The 14507-nt window shown below is 64.4% G+C and carries 13 protein-coding genes; 7 read left to right on the forward strand and 6 right to left on the reverse strand.

Annotated features, from left to right (window positions below; all coding sequences use genetic code 11):
* Positions 1-12: 12 nt before the first annotated feature.
* The 7 genes from AC56KZ_RS08925 to AC56KZ_RS08955 all read left to right on the forward strand — a co-directional run bounded on the left by AC56KZ_RS08925 (position 13) and on the right by AC56KZ_RS08955 (position 7946).
* Positions 13-900 (forward strand): CorC family transporter, encoded by an 888-nt coding sequence (locus tag AC56KZ_RS08925; RefSeq protein WP_497161795.1) that lies wholly within the window; start codon positions 13-15, stop codon positions 898-900.
* Positions 900-2504 carry an apolipoprotein N-acyltransferase gene (lnt, locus tag AC56KZ_RS08930; protein ID WP_497161796.1) on the forward strand — a complete coding sequence of 535 codons (1605 nt, stop codon included), beginning with the start codon at positions 900-902 and terminating at the stop codon, positions 2502-2504. The genes AC56KZ_RS08925 and lnt overlap by 1 nt, the downstream gene beginning before the upstream one ends.
* 110 nt (positions 2505-2614) lie before the next feature.
* The gene (gene glyQ, locus AC56KZ_RS08935) at positions 2615-3541 is read left to right on the forward strand and encodes a glycine--tRNA ligase subunit alpha (RefSeq protein WP_497161797.1); all 927 of its coding nucleotides are present in this window, start codon (positions 2615-2617) and stop codon (positions 3539-3541) included.
* 25 nt (positions 3542-3566) lie between these two features.
* On the forward strand, positions 3567-5654 hold the full coding sequence (glyS, locus tag AC56KZ_RS08940; RefSeq protein WP_497161798.1) for a glycine--tRNA ligase subunit beta: 2088 nt from the start codon (positions 3567-3569) through the stop codon (positions 5652-5654).
* A gap of 6 nt (positions 5655-5660) precedes the next feature.
* A complete protein-coding gene (gmhB, locus tag AC56KZ_RS08945) occupies positions 5661-6227 on the forward strand; it encodes a D-glycero-beta-D-manno-heptose 1,7-bisphosphate 7-phosphatase (RefSeq protein ID WP_497161799.1) in 567 nt (188 codons plus the stop codon).
* Between the two features lie 67 nt (positions 6228-6294).
* Positions 6295-6987 (forward strand): lysophospholipid acyltransferase family protein, encoded by a 693-nt coding sequence (locus AC56KZ_RS08950; RefSeq protein WP_497162129.1) that lies wholly within the window; start codon positions 6295-6297, stop codon positions 6985-6987.
* 44 nt (positions 6988-7031) lie between these two features.
* Positions 7032-7946 (forward strand): M48 family metallopeptidase, encoded by a 915-nt coding sequence (locus AC56KZ_RS08955; RefSeq protein WP_497161800.1) that lies wholly within the window; start codon positions 7032-7034, stop codon positions 7944-7946.
* Positions 7947-7958: 12 nt separating this feature from the next.
* Here AC56KZ_RS08955 and AC56KZ_RS08960 read toward each other — a convergent pair whose 3' ends face one another.
* The 6 genes from AC56KZ_RS08960 to AC56KZ_RS08985 form a co-directional block, all read right to left on the reverse strand.
* On the reverse strand, positions 7959-8465 hold the full coding sequence (locus AC56KZ_RS08960; RefSeq protein WP_497161801.1) for a YcxB family protein: 507 nt from the start codon (positions 8463-8465) through the stop codon (positions 7959-7961).
* 92 nt (positions 8466-8557) lie between these two features.
* Positions 8558-9835, reverse strand: a complete 1278-nt coding sequence (gene waaA / locus AC56KZ_RS08965; protein ID WP_497161802.1) for a lipid IV(A) 3-deoxy-D-manno-octulosonic acid transferase — start codon at positions 9833-9835, stop codon at positions 8558-8560.
* A complete protein-coding gene (gene waaC / locus AC56KZ_RS08970) occupies positions 9832-10821 on the reverse strand; it encodes a lipopolysaccharide heptosyltransferase I (RefSeq protein WP_497161803.1) in 990 nt (329 codons plus the stop codon). The genes waaA and waaC overlap by 4 nt, the downstream gene beginning before the upstream one ends.
* Positions 10822-10833: 12 nt before the next feature.
* Positions 10834-12219 (reverse strand): phosphomannomutase/phosphoglucomutase, encoded by a 1386-nt coding sequence (locus tag AC56KZ_RS08975; RefSeq protein WP_497161804.1) that lies wholly within the window; start codon positions 12217-12219, stop codon positions 10834-10836.
* A gap of 331 nt (positions 12220-12550) precedes the next feature.
* Complete coding sequence (locus AC56KZ_RS08980) at positions 12551-12862, reverse strand: H-NS histone family protein (RefSeq protein ID WP_379784690.1); 312 nt, start codon at positions 12860-12862, stop codon at positions 12551-12553.
* 63 nt (positions 12863-12925) lie between these two features.
* Positions 12926-14038: a glycosyltransferase family 4 protein gene (locus tag AC56KZ_RS08985; RefSeq protein WP_497161805.1), complete on the reverse strand. Its 1113-nt coding sequence runs from the start codon at positions 14036-14038 to the stop codon at positions 12926-12928.
* Positions 14039-14507 lie beyond the last annotated feature (469 nt).

A 14507-nucleotide genomic window follows, 5' to 3' on the forward strand; every position in this document is an offset into this window, starting at 1 on the left:
TTCACGCCAACTATGCCCGAGTATCCCAGTGACGTCCGCCAGGACGCCAAGCCTCACCGGTCCCTCTTCGAAAGGTTGACCGCACTCATCTCCCCTGAGCCAGAAAACCGCACCGAGCTGCTTGAAGTGCTGCACGAAGCACACGAGCGCAACCTCATCGACGCCGACGCCTTGTCGATGATCGAGGGTGTATTCCAGGTATCCGACCTGTCCGCCCGCGACATCATGGTGCCGCGCTCGCAAATGGACGTGGTCGACATCACCGATCCGATCGAGACCTGGCTGCCGATCGTGCTGCAGACGGCCCACTCGCGCTTCCCCGCCATCGAGGGCGAGCGCGACAAGGTGGTCGGTATCCTGCTGGCCAAGGATCTGCTGCGGTATTACGCGGAGGACTCCTTTGACGTGCGCGCCATGCTGCGTCCGGCGATCTTCATTCCCGAATCGAAACGCCTGAACGTGCTGCTGCGCGATTTTCGCGCCAACCACAACCACATGGCCATCGTCGTCGACGAGTACAGCGGCGTGGCGGGCCTGATCACCATCGAAGACGTGCTCGAGCAGATCGTCGGCGACATCGAAGACGAATACGATTTCGATGAGGAAGAAGACAATGTCCTGTCGGTCAAGGAAGGCCAGCGCGGCCCGCGCTGGCGCGTCAAGGCGCTGACCGAGATCGATCAGTTCAACGAAGAAATCGGCGTCGACCTGCCCGAAGACGAAGCCGATACCATCGGCGGTTTCGTCGCCGGCCACCTCGGCCGCATGCCGCACAAGGGCGAGGAATTTACCTTGCGTAACCTGCGCTTCGAAGTGCTGCGCGCCGACGCCCGCCAGATCCACGTCTTGCTGGTTGAAAAGCTGCCGCCCTCACCGAACGCACGCGACGACGACGACTGATGCTGCGTCGTCGTATTTCTTCTGGTACTGCTTCCACCCCGGTCGATCCGACGGTCGCTGCCGCCGCGCGCGGTACGCGGCCCTCGGCAGCGCTGCTGGTCAGCGCCGCGCTGGCCGGCGGCGCTTCCCTGTTCTCGTTCGAGCCCTACGGCTGGTGGCCGCTGCAGTTCCCGCTGCTGGCCTGGCTGTTCTACCAGGTGGGCCTGGGCAGTTCGGTCAAGCGCGCGACCCTGATCGGCTGGGCGTTCGGCTTCGGCTGGTCGGTCGGCGCCATGTTCTGGCTGTACATCATGCTGACCCGCTTCGCCCACCTGCCGGCCATCCTCGGGGCGATCGGCATCGTGCTGCTCGGGCTGTACATGGGCCTGTTCGGGGCGTTTGCGACCGGCGTCGCCGCCTGGCTGCGCCAGCGCTGGTCGCTGCCGCTCGCCGCCTTCGTGCTGCTGGTCCTGCCGACCACCTGGGGCGTGTCCGAATGGATGCGCGGCTGGGTGTTTACGGGTTTCCCCTGGTCGGTCTCGGGTTACGCGCACGACACGGCGCCGCTGTCCGGCTTCGCACCGCTGGTCGGCGTGTATGGCATCGGCGTGCTCGTCGCCCTCTGCGGCGGCTGCCTCGTGCTGCTGACCCAGCGTGCGCGGCCGTGGGCCATCGGCCTGCTCGGCGCCGTGCTGGCCGGCGGTTATACGCTGGGCCATATCGAGTGGACCCAGGAAACAGGGTCGCCGATCACAGTGCGCCTGTTGCAAGGAAATATCCCGCAAGACCGCAAGTTCGATTACGCCTTCCTCTCGAGCATCCTCGAGCGTTACCAGGGCATGATCACGACCGCGCCGGCCGACCTGGTCGCCACCCCGGAAACGGCAATTCCCTCTTTCCCGCACAATCTGCCTCCGGGCTACCTGGCCGGCCTGCAGGCGTTCGCGACCAAAAGCGGCAGCACCCTCGCGGTCGGCATGCCGTTGCTCGACAGTCCCACCCAGTACGCCAACAGCGTGATCGCCATCACGCCGCAGCCACAGCCAAACCAGCAGCCGTATCGCTACGACAAGGCGCACCTGGTGCCCTTCGGCGAATTCATCCCGCCCGGTTTCCGCTGGGTCACCGACATGATGAACATCCCGCTGAACGACGCCACCCGCGGCACGGGCCTGCAGGCGCCGATCGCGGTCAAGGACCAGCTGGTGCTGCCGAACATTTGCTATGAAGACGTGTTCGGCGAAGAGATCGCCTGGCAACTGCGCAATGCGCCGCGTCCCGCGACCATGCTGCTGAACATGTCGAACCTGTCCTGGTATGGCCAGTCGACCGCGATTCCGCAGCACCTGCAGATTTCGCGCATGCGCACCCTGGAAACCGGCCGCCCGATGCTGCGCTCGACCAACGACGGCGCCACCGCCATCATCGACCATCGCGGCCGCATCGTGCAGGTGCTGCCCTTCTATACGCAAGGCGTGCTGACGGCCACCGTGCGCGGCACCGCCGGCATGACGCCGTATATCCGCTTCGGCAACCTGGCTTTCCTGGCGCTGGGCGCCGTGGCGCTGGCGGCAGCGTGGTTCTTCGGCCGCAATTACCGGAAGAAAAAGAGCAATCCCGTATAGATGGGCCGATTCCGGCCCCAGAGGCCGGATAAAACCCGCTAGAATTGTCCCTTATTAGCAAACCTGCAAACCCATACTGTGCGCGCTCCCCTGCGCGCGCCTGATAGCCGATGCTCACATTCCAACAAATCATCCTGACCTTGCAGTCCTACTGGGACAAGCAAGGCTGCGCCCTGCTCCAGCCCTATGACATGGAAGTCGGCGCCGGCACCTTCCACACCGGCACCTTCCTGCGTGCGATCGGACCGGAGCCATGGCGCGCGGCCTATGTGCAGCCTTCGCGCCGCCCGAAGGATGGCCGCTACGGCGAGAACCCGAACCGCCTGCAGCACTATTACCAGTACCAGGTGGTCCTGAAGCCGGCCCCGGAAAACATCCTCGATCTCTACCTCGGTTCGCTCGAGGCGCTGGGCCTCGACCTGAAGCAGAACGACGTGCGTTTCGTCGAGGACGACTGGGAAAGCCCGACCCTGGGCGCCTGGGGCCTAGGCTGGGAAGTCTGGCTGAACGGCATGGAAGTGACGCAGTTCACCTATTTTCAGCAGGTTGGCGGTCTCGACTGCAAGCCGGTGCTGGGCGAAATCACCTACGGCATCGAGCGCCTGGCGATGTACCTGCAGGGCGTGGAAAACGTCTACGACCTGGTCTGGACCGAGTGGGAAGAAAACGGCATCACCAAGAAGCTGTCTTACGGCGACGTCTTCCACCAGAACGAAGTCGAGCAGTCGACCTATAACTTCGAGCACGCCAATACGGATTTGCTGTTCGCCGCCTTTGCCAACCACGAAGCGGAGGCCAAGCGCCTGGTCGAGCTGGAACTGACCCTGCCGGCCTACGAGCAGATCATGAAGGCCTCGCACAGCTTCAACATGCTCGACGCCCGTGGCGCCATTTCGGTGACCGAGCGCGCCGCCTACATCGGCCGCGTGCGCACGCTGTCGCGCCTGGTGGCCCAGGCCTATTACGACTCGCGCGAGAAGCTCGGTTTCCCGATGCTCGCAACGAGCGACAATGCGCCGGTTAAAACCGCTGCCTGAGCCCCGTACGGACAAGAACAAGACCATGAATCAGACATTACTCGTCGAACTGCAGACCGAAGAACTGCCTCCGAAAGCCCTCGTCAAGCTGGGCGCCGCCTTTGCCGCCGGCATCGCCAACGGCCTGAAGGGGCGCGACTTCCTGGAAGCCGACAGCGTCGTCACGCCTTATGCCACGCCGCGCCGCCTGGCCGTCTCGATCACGAACGTGCGTGCGACCTCGCCCGACAAGAGCATCCGCGAAAAGGTGCTGCCGGTGACGGTGGCCCTCGACAAGGAAGGCAATCCGAGCGCGCCGCTGGCCAAGAAGCTGGCCGCGCTGGGCTTTCCCGGCCTGGCCATCGCCGACCTCGAACGCGCGCCGGATGGCAAGACCGAAAGCTTCTTCTACACCTATACCGCGGCCGGCAGCGCGCTCTCCGGCGCCCTGCAGGACGTGCTGACCGACACGGTGGCCAAGCTGCCGATCCCGAAAGTCATGAGCTACCAGCGCCCGGACGGCGCCACCGTCGGCTTCGTACGCCCGGTGCACCTGCTGCTGGCCCTGTTCGGCGAACAGGTACTGCCGCTCACCCTGCTGGGACTGGACGCCGGCCGCCAGACCATGGGCCACCGTTTCCTGTCGCATGGCGGCAGCATTGCGATCACCCACGCCGACCACTACGCGGCGATCCTCGAGGACGAGGGCAAGGTGATTGCGTCGGCGTCCGCGCGCAAGGACAGCATCCGCACCCAGCTGCTGGACAAGGCAGGCGCCGACCAGGTCCTGATGCCGGAAGCGCTGCTCGACGAAGTGGCGGCCCTGGTCGAGTGGCCGGTGGTGTATGAATGCCGCTTCGAGGAAGAATTCCTGGCGGTGCCGCAGGAATGCCTGATCCTCACCATGCAGACCAACCAGAAATACTTCGCGCTGACCGATGCTGAAGGCAAGCTGCGTTCGCGCTTCCTGATCGTCTCGAACATCGCCACCAGCGATCCTCAGCACATCGTCGGCGGCAACGAGCGCGTGGTGCGCCCGCGCCTGTCGGACGCCAAGTTCTTCTTCGAGCAGGATAAGAAGAAGACGCTCGAATCGCGGATCCCGCAGCTGGCCAGCGTGGTGTATCACAACAAGCTAGGCACCCAGCTCGAGCGCACGGAACGCGTCGCGCGCCTCGCCGGCGCCATCGCCAGCCGCCTCGGTTACGACGTGGCGCTGGCCGAACGCGGCGCGCGCCTGGCGAAAGCCGACCTGCTGACCGACATGGTCGGCGAGTTCCCCGAGCTGCAAGGCATCATGGGCACGTATTACGCGCGCCACGATGGCGAGCACGATGAAGTGGCCCTGGCCGCCTCCGAGCACTACCAGCCGCGCTTTGCCGGCGACAAGCTGCCGTCGACGAATACCGGTCTCGCAGTCGCCCTGGCCGACAAGCTCGAAACCCTGGTCGGCATCTGGTCGATCGGCCTGCAGCCGACCGGCGAAAAGGATCCGTTCGCGCTGCGCCGCCACGCCCTGGGCGTGATGCGCATGCTGGTCGAGAAGCGGCTGCCGCTTGGCCTGTCCGCGCTGCTGGCCGATGCTGCCGGCGTGTTCGCCGGCCAGGCCGCATTCAAGGATCCGAGCCAGGACGTCATCGCCTTCATGCTCGACCGCCTGCGCGGCATGCTGCGCGAGCGCGGCTTCACGCCGAACGAGGTGGAAGCGGTGCTGGCCCAGAACCCGGACCGTGTCGACGACGTCGTGCAGCGCCTGGAAGCGGTGCAGGCCTTTGCCGCCCTGCCGGAATCGAGCTCGCTGGCCGCCGCCAACAAGCGCATCACGAACATCCTGAAAAAGACCGATGCCGCCATCGGCGCGGTCTCCGAATCGCTGCTGCAGGAAGAGGCCGAACGCAAGCTGCACGGCGCGATCTCGCAGGTGCGTCCGGAAGTGGACGCCGCCTTTGCCGCCGGCGACTATGCCGGCACCCTGAAGATGCTGGCGCGCCTGCGCGACGCCGTCGACGCCTTCTTCAACGACGTGATGGTGATGGCCGAGGACGAAGCGCTGCGCAACAACCGCCTGGCCCTGCTCGCAAGCCTGCACGGCATGATGAACCGCGTCGCCGACATCTCGAAACTGGCGGCGTAAATCACCATGAAGCTGATCATCCTCGACCGCGACGGGGTCATCAACCATGACTCGCCGGACTTCATCAAGAGTCCGGCGGAGTGGATTCCGATTCCGGGTTCGCTCGAGGCGATTGCGCGCCTGAACCAGGCCGGCTACCGCGTCATCATCGCCTCGAACCAGTCGGGCATCGCGCGCGAGCTGTTCGACATGCCGACCCTGAACGCGATCCACCAGAAGATGCACGCGCTGGCGCAGCAGGCCGGCGCCGATATCGACGCCGTCTTCTTCTGCCCGCACGCGGCGATCGACAACTGCGACTGCAGGAAGCCGAAAGCCGGCATGTTCGACGAGATCAGCAAGCGCTTCAAGGTCAGTCTGAAGGGCGTGCCGACGGTCGGCGACTCGCTGCGCGACCTGCAGGCAGGCTTCGTCAAGGGCTGCCTGCCCTACCTGGTCCTGACCGGCAAGGGCGACAAGACCCACCAGACCGGGGGCCTGCCGCCCGGCACCCAGGTCTTCCCTGACCTGGCGGCGATGGTCACCTCCCTGCTGAACGCGCCCAAGCCGCAGTCGCAGCACCAGCCCAACTGAATCCGAAAGAGAGCCTTTTTTGCGTAACGTCGTCCCGTTCCTGCGTTCCCTCCTGTTTGCAATCGTGATGGTGGTCGCCACCGTGGTCTGGGCCCTGGTCTGCTTCCTGGCCGCGCCGCTGCCGTACAACAAGCGCTTCTGGGTGACCTCGCGCTGGAATGTCTTCATCATCTGGTGCGCCAAAGTCATTTGCGGCATCCGCTACCAGTTCAAGGGCTACGAGAACTTGCCCGACGCGCCGGCAATCGTGCTGTCGAAGCACCAGTCGGCCTGGGAGACGATCTTCCTGCTGCCGAACCTGATCCGGCCGCTGGTCTTCGTCTTCAAGAAAGAGATCCTCTACATCCCTTTCTTCGGCTGGGCGATGGCGCTGCTGCGCATGATCCCGATCGACCGCAAGGAAGGCAAGAATGCGTTCGCGCACGTGGTCAGGCACGGCAAGCGGCGCCTGGCCGACGGCCAGTGGATCATCATGTTCCCGGAGGGGACGCGCATCCCGGTGGGACAAAAAGGCAAATACAAAAGCGGCGGCGCGCGCCTCGCTGTCGAAACCCAAGCCGTCGTCGTGCCGATCGCGCATAATTCAGGCGAATGCTGGCCCAAGAATTCGTTCATCAAGCGTCCCGGCCTCGTGACCGTCTCGATTGGACAACCGATATCGCCGCAAGACCACACTCCCGAGAGTCTGATGCAAGAGGTCGAAAATTGGATAGAATCAGAAATGCGCGTCATTTCGCCCCACGTCTACACCGGTGGCTGAACGAAGTCGGCGCGCTGATCAAAGCACCTTTGCCTCAGCCCGCCATGAATGCTCCCCGGACCAACGGCCAGGCGCCTGACTCCCAGCTCGACCTGTTCCAGCAGGACAGCGCTCATCCGCCACGACTGGCGCCACTGCTGCCGCCACCGCCGCAGCCGCTGTTCAAGGCGCCGCCAAGCGCGCCGCGCATCAATCTGCCCGCCCCGCCGCGCACTCCCATGGACCCGCCGCTGCGGCGCATCGTGCTGAGCCAGTACGCGGTCGACTATGAACTGAAACGCTCGTCGCGCCGCTCGATCGGCTTCATGATCGACGATAACGGCCTGCACGTGACGGCGCCGCGGCGCGCGACCTTCCCCGACATCGACAACGCGATCCGCGCCAAGCAGCGCTGGATCCTGACCAAGCTGCAGGAACGCGGCGAGCGCCGCGCCACGCGCGCCGAACGCGCGCCGGTATGCTGGGACGACGGCGCGCGCCTGCCCTACCTGGGCGGGGAAATCACCCTGCGCCTGCAGCCGGCGGCGCGCAGCCACTGCGTGTTCGATCCGGAGGCGCGCGAACTGCAGGTGGGGGTGACGCCGGGGCTGTCGGAGTGGCAGCTCAAGGAGCGCGTCAAGCTCTGGTTCCAGGCCGAAGCGAAGCGCCTGTTCGTCGAGCGGCTCGACCTGTTCGCACCGCAGCTGGGCGTGCATTACCGTTCGCTGACGCTATCGTCGGCCGGTACGCGCTGGGGCTCGTGCACCATCGCCGGGAACATCCGCCTGAACTGGCGCCTGATCCACTATGCGCCGGCGCTGGTCGACTATGTTGTGGTGCACGAACTGGCGCACCTGCGCGAGATGAACCACAGCCCGCGCTTCTGGGCGGTGGTCGGATCGGTGTTTGCGGATTACGACGGTGCGCGCCTGGAATTACGGCGGCGCTCGCACGAGATGCCGGTGTTGTTTACGGACTGATTACCGGATCGATCAGCGCAATACGTTATCGCGCCGCGCCTGCGCCAGCATGCGCATCGCGCCCTGCTGCGTGTCGTTCAGGCAGCGGAAGGGAATCGGCAGCGTGCCGCGTTTCAGCACCATCATGAAGCCGCGCGAGTAGGTGCGCACGGCGGTAACGTCGGCCCAGCCGATCAGGGTGACGCCGCCGCTGGTGCGCACGATGCCATGCTGGTCGATGGTGAATTCGTAGGTGCGGCGGCCACGTCCGAGCATCACGAAATGAAATGCCGCGCCGAGGGTGCTTTTCAGGCGCAGGTACAGGCTGGCCGGCTGGCGGATATGGCGGCGCCGGATCAGGTAGCCGCCGTGCTGCCACATGAAGCCGATGTACTCGGGCAGGGTATAGCGCACGAAGAAATGCAGGTCGCATACAGGAGGCCTGGCCTGGCCGGCCGTCAGCGGCGCCGGACTGGACTCGGCGGCGCCGTAGAAAACCTCGACTGCCCCATCGGTCCCCTGGTGTGCCAGCTTGGCCATGGGTTGTCCGCTGCTGGCCGGTCCTGGGTTGTTTAACGACGACATACGCGCCCCCTTCTTCTACCGTGCTCAAAAAGCAATGGTATCAAAACCTAGACCATTTCTTGTTGCAGGAGTTCAACAGTGCGCAGGGTCGCGCCGCGATGACGCTGCGCGAATGCCGCCGCCCGCGCTCCCATCGCCGCCCGTCCTGCGGCGTCGTCCAGCAATGCCGCCGCCTGCGCCATCAATGCGTCGGCATCCGGCACGCGCAGGGCGCCGCCGGCGGCCACAGCCTCCTCTGTCGCATCGAGGAAATTGAAGGTGTGGGGGCCGACCACCACCGGCTTGCCGAGGGCGCAGGCTTCGATCAGGTTCTGCCCGCCCAGAGGCAGCAGGCTGCCGCCGATGAAGGCGCAGTCGCAGGCGGCGTAATAGGCGAACATCTCGCCCATCGAGTCGCCCAGGAGCACCTGCGCTTCGGCATCCAGCGCCTCCTGCATGCCCGAACGGCGTGCCAGCGACAGGCCGCGCGCACGCACCATCTGCTCGACTTCATCGAAACGCTGCGGGTGGCGCGGCACCAGCACCAGCAGCATGCCGCGCGGCCGCCGTGCCGGGTCCAGGCGCTTGAAAGCGTCGAGGATCAGCGCCTCCTCGCCCTCGCGCGTGCTGGCGCACAGCAGCACCGGGCGCGGCCCGAACCCTGCCCGCAGCCAGGCCCCCAGCTCGAGCGCTGCCGGCGGCGGCACGACATCGAACTTGATGCTGCCCGTGACGATCACTTTCGGCGCGCCCAGCGAACGGATACGCGCGGCGTCCGCCTCGGTCTGGGCGCCGGCCACGGTAATGGCGCGCGCCGCCTCCCCCATCAGGGCATCGAAGCGCTGGCCGCGGCGCAGCGAGCGCTCGGACAACCTGGCGTTGACCAGGGCGACCGGCACGCCGAATTCTGCGCAGCCGGCAATCAGGTTCGGCCAGACTTCGGTCTCCATCAGGATGCAGATGCGCGGCGCAAAATGGCGCAGGAAGCGCCGCACCATGAAGCCGGTGTCGTAAGGCAGGTAGGACTGCAGCACGCGTTCGCCGTGGCGGGCGAACAGGGCGCGCCCGGTGGCGCGGCCGGTCGGCGTCATGTGGGTGAGCAGGATGCGGCAGTCGGGCCAGGCGGCCAGCAGCGCTTCGACCAGGGGTTCGGCCGCGCGCGTTTCGCCGACCGAGACGGCATGCACCATGAAGGTCCGGCGCGGCGCCAGGGGCGCGCCATAGAAACCCAGGCGCTCGCCGATGCCGATCCGGTAGCCCGGCTCCTTGCGGCCGCGCCACCACAGGCGCAGCAGCACCAGCGGCAGCGCCGGCCACCACAGGAGCGAATACAGCCGGCGGTTCATCGGGGGTCCGACTCGGCCAGCAGGCGGCGCGCAGCGGCAATCACCGCATCCGCCGCCGGCGGCGCGCCCTGGTCGCCCAGGTTGACGATGCGCGGCGACCAGTTGCCCTCGGTCTTCCACTTGGGCGAGTCCGCATAAATCTCCACGGTCGGACGGTAGAAGGCGGCGGCGATGTGGGTCAGGCCGGTGTCGACGCCGACCGCCAGCGCGGCGTGCTGCGCCAGCGTCACCGCATCCATCATCGACAGCTTCGGCAGGACGCGCGCATTCGGCATCGCGCCGGCCAGCAGCTCGGCCTCGATGCGCTCGCCCGGGGAACCCCAGGGCAGCAGCACCGGCATCGGCGCCAGTGCCTCGGCGGTGGCGATCCAGTTGGCTGCCGACCACTTCTTGGCGTCGCGCGCGGTGCCATGGAAGAAAACCGCGTAGTCCTCGCGCGGCAGCCAGTCGGGCCGGCTCGAGGCTGCTGGCGCCGGCAGGCCGAAGTCTGGCGGCGTATCGACCGCATAGCCGAGCGCGGCGCCCGCGACCATGCGCCCGCGCGCCACCGCGTGGGTACGCGGGTCGAGCGGGATGCTCTCGGTATGGAAGAAGCGCGAGGCGCCCTCGTAGCCCGAGCCTTCGCTGCCGTTGGCCAGTCCCACCTTGCGCCCGCCGCGGCGTACGCGGGCGGCGCCCAAGATGATCCCTGTTTTCAGCAGGCCCTGGGTGTCGAAGACGAGATCGTATTCTTCCTCGCGCAGGCTGCGCCAGAAGGCCTTGATCTCGGCCCGGGTCTCAGGCTTGCCCAGGCCCTTGCGCCAGCGCCGCAAAGCGAAGGGGATAATCTTGCGCACATGCGGGTTCAGGCGCACCAGGCTGACATAGCCCTCTTCCACCACCCAGTCGATGGTGGCGCCCGGATGGTGGCGCAAGAGGTCGGCCACCATCGGCAGGTTATGCAGCACGTCGCCCATAGACGACACCCGCACCAGCAGGATCTTCACTTCAATCCCGCGTCAGAACGGCAGTTTTGCGTCGGCCCTGGCGGCCAGGATCACGCTGCGGAATTCGTCCTGGATACGCGCCAGGGCTTCCGGGGTCTCGCCTTCGAAGCGCAGCACCACCACCGGCGTCGTGTTCGACGAGCGCGCCAGGCCGAAGCCGTCCGGGTACTCGACGCGCAGGCCGTCGATGTCGTTGATTTTTTCCGAGGTCGGGAAGGTGGCGTCGGTACGCAGCTTGTCGATCAGGGCCACGTTCTCGCCTTCCTGCAGGTGCAGGTGCAGTTCCGGGGTGCTGATCGCCATCGGCAGCGCGTTCAGGACGGCGGACGGATCGTCGAAACGGGTCATCAGCTCGAGCATGCGCGCGCCCGAATACAGGCCGTCGTCGAAACCGTACCAGCGGTCCTTGAAGAAGATGTGGCCGCTCATTTCGCCGCCCAGCGGAGCGCCGGTCTCGCGCAGCTTGGCTTTGACCAGCGAGTGGCCGGTCTTGTACATCAGCGGACGGCCGCCGTGCTGTTCGATGTAGGGCGCCAGGTGGCGCGTGCATTTGACGTCGTACAGGATCTCGGCGCCGGGATTACGCGACAAGACGTCGGCCGCGAACAGCATCATCTGGCGGTCCGGATAGATGATGTGGCCATCCTTGGTGACGATGCCGAGGCGGTCGCCGTCGCCGTCGAAGGCCAGGCCGAGTTCGGCGTCGGTGCTTTGCAGCGCGCGGATCAGGTCCTGCAGGTTTTCCGGGTGCGCCGGGTCCGGGTGGTGGTTCGGGAAATGGCCGTCCACTTCGCAGAACAGCTCGACGACTTCGCAGCCCATGCCGCGGTACAGGTCGCCGGCGAAGGCGCCGGCCACGCCGTTGCCGCAGTCGACGGCGATCTTGATCGGGCGCGCCACCTTGACGTCGCCGATGATGCGTTCCAGATAAGCGGCGCGGATGTCATGCGTCGAATAGGCGCCGGTCGCGGCCGCATCGACCCGGTTGTTCGCCTGGATGTCGTCGTACAGGCCGGTAATGGCGTCGCCATAAATCGCTTCACCGGCGAGCACCATTTTAAAACCGTTGTAGTCCGGAGGATTATGGCTGCCGGTGACCATGATGCCCGAGCGCGTACCGTCCAGCACATTGGTGGCGAAATACACCATCGGCGTGGCGACCATGCCGAGGTCGATGACGTCGACGCCCGACGATTGCAGTCCTTCAGCCAGGGCGCTGGTGAGTTCCGGACCCGACAGCCGCCCATCGCGCCCGATCACGACCGCCCGCTCTCCCTTGGCCAGCGCCGCCCGCCCAAACGCCTGCCCGATACTGCGCGCCACACCCGCATCGAGCGTACTGTCGATCACGCCGCGAATGTCATAAGCCTTGAAGATCGTTTTTGAAAGAGCAACCATGTTCTACCTTGAAGAGTTAGGCGCGCAAAACAGCCAGCCTGATCAACCAGGATAGCAATGGCACCATATAAGTGGAATAACAAAACAGGGGTATTGTAGCGGCTAGCGCGGCCAAGGGGTAACTCCCAAGGCCGGCGTGTGCTTACCAGCGAACGCTGATAAGTAAATACGAGGTCATGCGGTTTATAGCGGATACCAGTTAGCTCAACGGGACCTCGAGAAACCGTAGCGAGCGGAAGGAGTGCTGGCCGAGGCGCGGAGCTGTACGAACGTACAGCGAGCACCACAGGCCGGCAATCCGACGCGCAGTAGGTTTATCGAGGTCCCATCATTAGACGCGGAGCTTGTCTAGGGACTTGCCGCCCTCGACCCATTCCTTGACCCACTTCGGCTGGCGCCCACGGCCAGTCCACTGCTGCGACGAATTGTCCGGGTGGCGATAACGCACGGCGACGGTGCCGGTTTTCGTGCCACGTGCCGGGGTATTGATCAGGTCTTTCAGCGGAACGCCCACTTTTTGCGCGATGGCCAGGATCTGCTCCCGCGCCTGTTGAACTTCCTGATGTTCGCGCTGTTTCATTTCCTGCTTGATTTGCTCCTGCAGATTGCGCAAATCACCAACCGACATATTTGACAGATCCATCATCGTTCCTCGAGTGTTGGGTTAATCCAATTCAGGTGAATACTCACCAAATGTCGCAATATACTACATTGGCAACTTATTGCCACCCTTCTTGCGTAAAATAAGCCAGCGTGGCGACTTGAATCGAACGATACGTGCATACAGCCAGATGTAACTGATTACAAACAACAAACAGACTACTATCAAGACAATTGTATTTTGCCAGAACAATGTCGCAGGAATGACTGCCATGAGTGAAAATAACCACAAATAAGGCGAGGTCCGTGCATTTCGCTTGAGCAGTGCGCGGGCCTCTTTTGTACCAACAGTCCACTTCACGATACGCCTGAAAATAAGGCTGTGCAAGTGAATACCGTCGGGAACCGCGGGAGATTTTCCGCGTACAAACATACGACGGTAAACCGAGAAGATTGTTTCGAAGGCGGGATAAATCAGCAGCAAGGCCGCATACCAGGTCGATACCTCGGGATTACGCATTACCAACAGCAAAGCCAACTCGCCAAGCATGAATCCGATAAAGTAGGCACCGCCATCGCCGAGGAAAATCAGGCCGACCGGATAATTCCAGACCAGGAAGCCTGCGGTGGCGCCGGCCACCATCAGGGCCGCGATGAGGACGAACATGTCGTCCACCTGCAAGGCGACATAAGCGAGCGAGAGCAGCATGCAAATCGTCACCATGCTCGCCAATCCATTGAAGCCGTCGATAATATTGACCGCATTTGCAATGCCCGCGACCGCCAATACCGTCAGCGGCATCGCCACCCAGTACGGCACCCGCAATTCAAAACCGAAAGGCAGGTCGATACGGCCGATTCGTGCATCGAGCAGCAGCCAGGCAAGCGTGGCGCCGGCCAGCGTCAGCAGAAAGCGGCGCGAAGGCCGCACAGCGCCGGTATAGTCCTCCAGCAGGCCGCCGATGCAGGCCACCAGGGCGCAGGCCAGGAGCTGGGCCAGCGACTGCATCAGCACCGGCTCGCGCCAGATCGAGACCGCGGCCGTCAGCACCACCGCCAGATAAATCGGCAGGCCGCCAATGCGTGCCACCAGATGCATATGGGCGCGCTGCACGCCGTGAAAATCGCTGTCGAGCGCAGGCCCGTGCAATTTCGCGTGCTTGATGACAAGCAGGGTCAGCAAAGCGGAACAGGCAAAGCTGACGAGAAAGGAAAACATGCGTATCCCGCGGCGACGGTTTTACATCTCCAATGACAGCGCACGTTACAGCAAAAAATCACGGCGCAAGGGTCTGGTCCGCAATGCATTGCACCAGCAATCGGCATGCCAAATCGATCGCCTGCAACAAGTCGATTCCATTCTAACCGGATAAGCGTTCTCATCCCGAAGGCGAGCGTTTATCGTGCGCCGCGTCCATGCGATTGCTCAAAATCCGCGATCATTGGCGTGCTTAAAAGAAAATCCCTCCAAAGCAGACGCTCCGGTACCTGGAAACGGTTGCAAGGCCGCCGTGGACGCAGCGCATGCGCCATATATAAGCGATAACGAAAGCAGCCTGTGCAAGCGGCATCGATTTCCAGCGCAGGCATTCGCCGGCGGCGCCCGATTCCGCGCCGGCCATACCGTCGCCGTCAAAATCATTTAGTATGCCCCCACGGCAAAGCGCAGCCCAAGGCGCGTTTGCGGC

Source organism: Telluria sp. LT2P34, assembly GCF_059685915.1.

Coding starts and splice junctions, on each gene's coding strand:
- lnt (WP_497161796.1), top strand. CDS start 900: ATGCTGCGTCGTCGTATTTCTTCTGGTACTGCTTCCACCCCGGTCGAT.
- AC56KZ_RS08955 (WP_497161800.1), top strand. CDS start 7,032: ATGAATGCTCCCCGGACCAACGGCCAGGCGCCTGACTCCCAGCTCGAC.
- waaA (WP_497161802.1), bottom strand. CDS start 9,835: ATGAACCGCCGGCTGTATTCGCTCCTGTGGTGGCCGGCGCTGCCGCTG.
- AC56KZ_RS08925 (WP_497161795.1), top strand. CDS start 13: ATGCCCGAGTATCCCAGTGACGTCCGCCAGGACGCCAAGCCTCACCGG.
- glyS (WP_497161798.1), top strand. CDS start 3,567: ATGAATCAGACATTACTCGTCGAACTGCAGACCGAAGAACTGCCTCCG.
- AC56KZ_RS08950 (WP_497162129.1), top strand. CDS start 6,295: ATGGTGGTCGCCACCGTGGTCTGGGCCCTGGTCTGCTTCCTGGCCGCG.
- AC56KZ_RS08980 (WP_379784690.1), bottom strand. CDS start 12,862: ATGGATCTGTCAAATATGTCGGTTGGTGATTTGCGCAATCTGCAGGAG.
- AC56KZ_RS08975 (WP_497161804.1), bottom strand. CDS start 12,219: ATGGTTGCTCTTTCAAAAACGATCTTCAAGGCTTATGACATTCGCGGC.
- AC56KZ_RS08985 (WP_497161805.1), bottom strand. CDS start 14,038: ATGTTTTCCTTTCTCGTCAGCTTTGCCTGTTCCGCTTTGCTGACCCTG.
- gmhB (WP_497161799.1), top strand. CDS start 5,661: ATGAAGCTGATCATCCTCGACCGCGACGGGGTCATCAACCATGACTCG.
- AC56KZ_RS08960 (WP_497161801.1), bottom strand. CDS start 8,465: ATGGCCAAGCTGGCACACCAGGGGACCGATGGGGCAGTCGAGGTTTTC.
- glyQ (WP_497161797.1), top strand. CDS start 2,615: ATGCTCACATTCCAACAAATCATCCTGACCTTGCAGTCCTACTGGGAC.